At 77.1% G+C, this 6,078-nt stretch carries 1 protein-coding gene and 2 pseudogenes; all 3 read right to left on the bottom strand.

Annotated elements, in window-relative coordinates:
• Positions 1–1,668 (bottom strand): annotated as a pseudogene (locus OO57_RS38890) (type I polyketide synthase); the annotation flags it as partial.
• A gap of 54 nt (positions 1,669–1,722) precedes the next feature.
• Positions 1,723–5,445 carry an SDR family NAD(P)-dependent oxidoreductase gene (locus OO57_RS38885; protein ID WP_418909942.1) on the bottom strand — a complete coding sequence of 1,241 codons (3,723 nt, stop codon included), beginning with the start codon at positions 5,443–5,445 and terminating at the stop codon, positions 1,723–1,725.
• A 235-nt stretch (positions 5,446–5,680) separates the two neighbouring features.
• A pseudogene (locus OO57_RS46515) lies at positions 5,681–6,052 on the bottom strand (acyltransferase domain-containing protein); the annotation flags it as partial.
• Between the last annotated feature and the right edge of the window lie 26 nt (positions 6,053–6,078).

The following is a 6,078-nucleotide window of genomic DNA, read 5'->3' as shown; positions in this document are numbered from 1 at the left end:
AACTCGTCCACCGCCGCAGCGAACACCGGAAACGCGTCATACAACTCACGCCCCATCCCCACCCGCTGCGCACCCTGCCCCGTGAACAAGAACGCCACCTGTCCGGCATCGGTGAGGGTGCCGGTCACGGTGGACGGGTCGGTGCGGCCCTCGGCGAGGGCGTGCAGGGAGTGGCGGAAGTCGGCGGGCTCGGTGCCGAGCACGACGGCCCGGTGTTCGAAGGCGGAGCGGGTGGTCAGCAGGGCGCGCGCGACGTCGGCGGCGTCGGCCGTGCCGAGTTCCGGGGCGTCGGCGAGGCGGCGGGCCTGGTCGCGGAGGGCCTCGGCGGTGCGGGCGGAGAGGCGGACCCTCGCCCTCCCAACTCCGGTGCTCCGTCAGCAACTCCACCGTCCCCGCCGACCAGTCCACGTGCGACGACGGCTCATCCACGTGCAGGGTCCTCGGCAACTCGCCCCGGCGCAGCGCCTCCACCATCTTGATCACACCGGCCACACCCGCCGCCGCCTGCGCGTGCCCGATGTTGGACTTCAACGAGCCCAGCCAGAGCGGACGTTCCGCGCTGTGCTCGGCCCCGTAGGTCGCGATCAGCGCTTCCGCCTCGATCGGGTCACCCAGCGTCGTGCCCGTCCCGTGCGCCTCCACCGCATCCACGTCGGCGGCGCTCAGCCCCGCGTCCGCCAACGCCTGCCGGATCACCCGCTGCTGAGCCGGACCACTCGGCGCCGTCAGACCGTTGGACGCACCGTCCTGGTTGACCGCACTGCCCCGCACCACCGCCAGCACCCGGTGCCCGTTGCGCCGGGCGTCGGAGAGGCGTTCCAGCATCAACAGGCCCGCGCCCTCGGCGAAACCGGTGCCGTCGGCGCCCGCGGCGAAGGCCTTGCAGCGGCCGTCGGGGGCCAGGCCGCGCTGGCGGCTGAACTCGGTGAGCACGGTGGGGGTGGACATCACGGCGACGCCACCGGCCAGGGCGAGCGTGCACTCGCCGCGCCGCAGCGCCTGGGCGGCCAGGTGGATCGCCACCAGGGAGGACGAGCAGGCGGTGTCGACCGTCACCGCCGGGCCCTCCAGGCCCAGCGCGTAGGAGACCCGGCCGGAGATGAGGGCGGACAGGGTGCCGGTGCCGATGTAGCCGTGCAGGTCGGTGGCGGTGCCGGCGAGCAGGGCCGCGTAGTCCTGGTCGTCGGCGCCGGTGAAGACGCCGGTGCGGGTGCCGCGCAGCGTGCCGGGGTCGATGCCGGAGCGTTCGACGGCCTCCCAGGCGGTCTCCAGGACGAGGCGCTGCTGCGGGGCCATGGCGAGGGCCTCGCGCGGGGAGATGTCGAAGAACGCGGCGTCGAAGCCGCCCGCGTCGTCCACGAAGCCGCCGCGGCGGGCGTAGCAGCTGCCCGGCCGTTCGGGGTCGGGGTCCTGGAGGGCGTCGAGGTCCCAGCCGCGGTCGGTGGGGAACTCGCCGAGGGCGTCCCGGCCCTCGGCGACCAGCTGCCACAGGTCCTCGGGGGAGGCGACCCCGCCGGGCAGTCGGCAGGCCGCGCCGATCACCGCGATCGGCTCGTGCCGGCGGGCCTCGCCGTCGGCGAGCTGCTGGCGGGCCTGTCGGAGCTCGGTGGTGACCTTCTTGAGGTAGTCACGGAGCTTGGCGTCGTTCGCCGTCTGATCAGTTGCCATGCGACGTCAACTTCCTTGGAAGGTTTGGCAGTTGAGAGGAACAGAGGAGACCGGTCAGGCGATGCCGAGTTCGTTCTCGATCACGCTGAAGAGTTCTTCGTCGGTGGCCTCGCCGAGGTCCTCGGCGGGGGCGGCGTCCGGTGCGCCCTGGGCGTCCCAGGCGCGCAGCAGGGCGCCGAGGCGTCCGGTGACGGTGCTGCGGGTGTCGGTGTCCGCCTCGGCCGCGGCGGTCCGCAACAGGGCCTCCAGTCGGTCGAGTTCGTCCTGGAGGGTGGGTGCGGCGGCGGTGGCCGGGGCGAGCCGGGCGAGCAGGGCGGCCGCGAGCGCGGTGGGCGTCGGGTGGTCGAAGACGGCGGTGGCGGGCAGGCGCAGGCCGGTGGCGGTGGCGAGGCGGTTGCGGAGTTCGACGGCGGTGAGCGAGTCGAAGCCGCTCCGTTTGAACTCGTGTCCGGCGCCGATCGCCTCGGGCGAGGCGTGGCCGAGGACGGCCGCCGCGTGCGAGCGGACCAGGTCGAGCAGGTGGCGGCGCTGTTCGGCCTCGCTCATCCCGTCGAGCGCGGAGGCCCGGACGCTGCCCGCGGCCCGCGCGGCGGGGCGGGCCCGGTGGGTGGCGAGGTCGCGCAGCGGTGCGGGCAGTGCGGCCGGGTCGGCGGTCCGCAGGGCGGTGCGGTCGGCGGCGGCGGGTACCAGGACGGTGCCGCCGTGGCCGAGTGCCGCGTCCAGCCGGGCCAGGCCGTCCTCGGGGTCGACGGGGCGGATGCCGAGGGCGGAGACCCGGCGCAGGTCGGCGCCGCTCATCGCGCCGGTCATGCCGGAGGAGCGCGTCCACAGGCCCCAGACCAGGGAGGTGCCGGGCAGGCCGAGCGAGGTCCGGTGCTGGACCAGGGCGTCGAGGTAGGCGTTGGCGGCGGCGTAGTTGCCCTGGCCGGGGCTGCCGAGGGTGCCGGCCAGCGAGGAGAACACCAGGAACGCGGACAGGTCGCCGTCCCGGGTGAGCCGGTGCAGGTTCCAGGCGGCGTCGGCCTTGGCGCGCAGCACCCGGTCGAGCCGGTCGGGGGTGAGCCGGTCCACGGTGGCGTCGTCCAGGACCCCGGCGGCGTGCAGGACCGCGCCGAGCGGGTGCGCGGCGGGGATCCGGGCGAGCAGTGCGGCCAGCGCCGCGGGGTCGGCGGCGTCGCAGGCGGCGATCGTGGCCTCGGCGCCGAGGGCGGCGAGTTCGGCGCGCAGTTCGGCCGCGCCGGGGGCCCGTTCGCCCTGGCGGCCGACCAGCAGCAGGTGGCGCACGCCGTGCCGGGTGACCAGGTGGCGGGCGGTGAGGGCGCCGAGGGTGCCGGTGCCGCCGGTGATCAGGACGGTGCGGTCGGGGTCGAGGCGGGGCGGCAGGACGACGGCGAGCTTGCCGGTGTGCCGGGCCTGGGCGAGGTGGCGGAAGGCGGCGGTGGCCCCGGCGGCCTCCCAGGTGCTGGTCGGCAGCGGGGTGAGCACGCCGCGTTCGAAGAGTTCGGCCAGTTCGGCGAGCATCTCGCCGATCCGGTCGGGTCCGGCGTCCAGCACCAGGTCGTAGGGGTGGTAGGTGGTGCCGGGGTGGTCGACGGCGAGCACCGCGGGGTCGCGCGGGTCGGTCTTGCCCATCTCCAGGAAGCGCCCGCCGTCGGCGAGCAGCCGCAGCGAGGCGTCCAGGTGCTCGCGGGCCAGCGAGTTCAGCACGATGTCGACGCCCCGGCCGCCGGTGGCGGTGCGGACCCGCTGCTCGAAGTCGAGGTCGCGGGAGGAGGACAGCCGGTCGCCGTCGACGCCGAGCGCCCGGGCGGTGTCCCACTTGCCGGGGCTGGCGGTGCCGTGCACCTCCAGGCCCCAGTGGCGGGCGAGTTGGAGCGCGGCCATGCCGACGCCGCCGGTGACGGCGTGGATCAGCAGCGACTCGCCGGCCTTCGCGTCGGCGAGGTCGCGGAGCCCGTAGTAGGCGGTGAGGTACACCACCGGGACGGTCGCGGCCTGGGCGTACGTCCAGTCGGCGGGCATCCGGCCGAGCAGGCGGTGGTCGGTGACCGCGACGGGGGCGGCGCCGCCGCGCGGGAACAGGCCCGCCACCCGGTCGCCGGGGGCCAGGCCGGTGACGGCCGCGCCGACCTCCAGCACGGTGCCGGCCGCCTCGCCGCCGATCGCCGCGCTGCCCGGGTACATGCCCAGGGCGATCAGGGTGTCGCGGAAGTTCAGCCCGGCCGCCCGGACGGCGACCCGGACCTCGCCTGGCTCCAGCGCCCTGGTGCGGTCGTCGGCCGGGAGCAGCGCGAGGTTCTCGAAGGTGCCGGGGCCGGTGGTGCCGAGCTTCCAGTCGCCGTCGGCGGGCGCGGGGAGCCGCTCCAGCCGGTCGGCCGGGGCCAGCCGGGGCAGCAGGACCTCGCCGCCGCGGAGGGCGACCTGCGGTTCCCCGGTGGCGAGGGCGGCGGCCAGCAGTTCGGGGGTGGCCGTGCCGGGGCCGAGGTCGGCGAGCACGAAGCGGTCGGGGTGTTCGCTCTGGGCGCTGCGGGCCAGGCCCCAGACGGCGGCGCCGGACAGGTCGGCGGGGGTCTCGCCGGGTGCGGCGGCGACCGCCCCGGCGGTGAGCAGCACCAGCCGGGAGTCCGCCAGGGCCGGTGCGGCCAGGAACGCCTGGAGGTCGGCCAGGGTCCGCCGCAGGGTGTCGGCGGCGGTCGCCGGGTCGAGCGGGTCGGCGGTCGGGCGCACGGGCAGCAGGACGAACTGCGGAGCGGGCGCCGCGGCGGCGAGTTCGGCCGCCGTGGCGTACGCGGGGGCCGGACCGGCGGCGGGCACGGCCTCGCCGAGCACCGCCCAGGTGGCGGGGGACGGGGCGGGGCCGACGGCGGACGGGCCGGTGCCGGTGCCGGTGCCGGTGCCGGACGGGGCCGCCGTCCAGTGCGGGACGAGCAGCGCGTCGGGGCCGAGGCGGCGGCCGGTCAGGGCGGCGGCGTCGGTGGCGCGCAGGGTGAGCGACTCGACGTCGAGCACCGGCGCGCCGGTCGGGTCGGCGAGGTCGAGGGCGACCCGGTCCGCTCCGGCCGGGGTCAGGCGGGCGCGGACGGTGCGCGCGCCGCCCGCGTGCAGGTGGACGCCGCTCCAGCTGAACGGCAGGCGCAGCGCGCCGTCGGCCTCCAGGGCGAGCGGGTGCAGGGCGGCGTCGAGCAGCGCGGGGTGCAGGCCGTAGCCCTCGGCGTCGGCGTCCGGCCCGTCCGGCAGGGCGAGTTCGGCGTACCGGGTGTCGCCGTCCCGCCAGAGCGCCCGCAGGCCCTGGAAGGCCGGGCCGTAGCCGTAGCCCGCGTCGGCCAACTGCTGGTAGGCGTCGGCGAGTTCGACCCGTTCGGCACCGGGCGGGGGCCAGGCGGCGGCCCAGGCGGTGTCCGGGGTGACCGCCGGGTCGGCGGGGGCGAGCACGCCGGAGGCGTGGCGGGTCCACGTCCCGTCCGCGTCCTGGTCGGCGGGCCGGGCGTGCAGGGTGAACGGGCGGCGGCCGGTGCCGTCGGCGGGTTCGGCCGCGACCTGGACGGTGAGGGCGCCGCGCTCCGGGAGCACCAGGGGTGCCTCCAGGGTGAGTTCCTCGACCTGCGGGCAGTCGACCTGGTCGCCGAGCCGGACGGCCAGGTCGACCAGGGCCGCACCGGGCAGCAGCACCGTGCCGTGGACGGCGTGGTCGGCCAGCCAGGGCTGGGCGCTGGTGGAGAGCCGCCCGGTGAGGACGGCGCCGCCGCCCGCGGCCAGGTCGACGGCCGTGCCGAGCAGCGGGTGCCCGGTGGCGCGGAGCCCGAGTCCGGCGGCGTCGGAGCGGTCCGGTCCGGCCTCCAGCCAGAGCCGCTCCGGCTGGAAGGGGTAGGTGGGCAGTTCGACCGGCCGGGCGCCGTCCGGGAGCAGGGTCGGCCAGTCGACGGGCAGACCGGCCAGGTGGGCGCGGGCGGCGGCCTCGTGCAGCTGCCGCAGCCCGGACGGGGTGGCGCAGGTTGCGGTACCAGTAGCCGGCGTCGAAGGCGGAGTCGTCGGCCCAGTCGCCGGTGAGGGTGGAGAAGACCGGGACGCGGGCCGGCTGCGGCGCCAACCCGGCGAGCAGCTCGGCGAGTTCGTCCTCGATGGCCTCGACGTGCGGGCAGTGCGAGGCGTAGTCGACCGGGACGGTCCGGGCCCGGACGGCCCGGGCCTCGAAGTGCGCCTGGATCTCCGCGAGGGCCTCCGGCTCACCGGACAGCACCGTGGAGGAGGCCCCGTTGACGGCCGCGGTCCAGGCCCGGCCCGCCCAGGGGGCGAGCTCGGCCTCGACCCGGGCGGCGGGGGCGGCGACGGAGAGCATCCCGCCCCGACCCGCCAACGCCCGGATCGCCCGACTGCGCAACGCCACCACCCGCGCCCCGTCCTCCAACGACA

This window comes from Kitasatospora phosalacinea (assembly GCF_000717185.1).
GTDB lineage: Bacteria > Actinomycetota > Actinomycetes > Streptomycetales > Streptomycetaceae > Kitasatospora > Kitasatospora phosalacinea_A.
The sequence above is the reverse complement of the archived record's forward strand: the minus strand, read 5'-3'. Positions and strand labels throughout refer to the sequence as shown.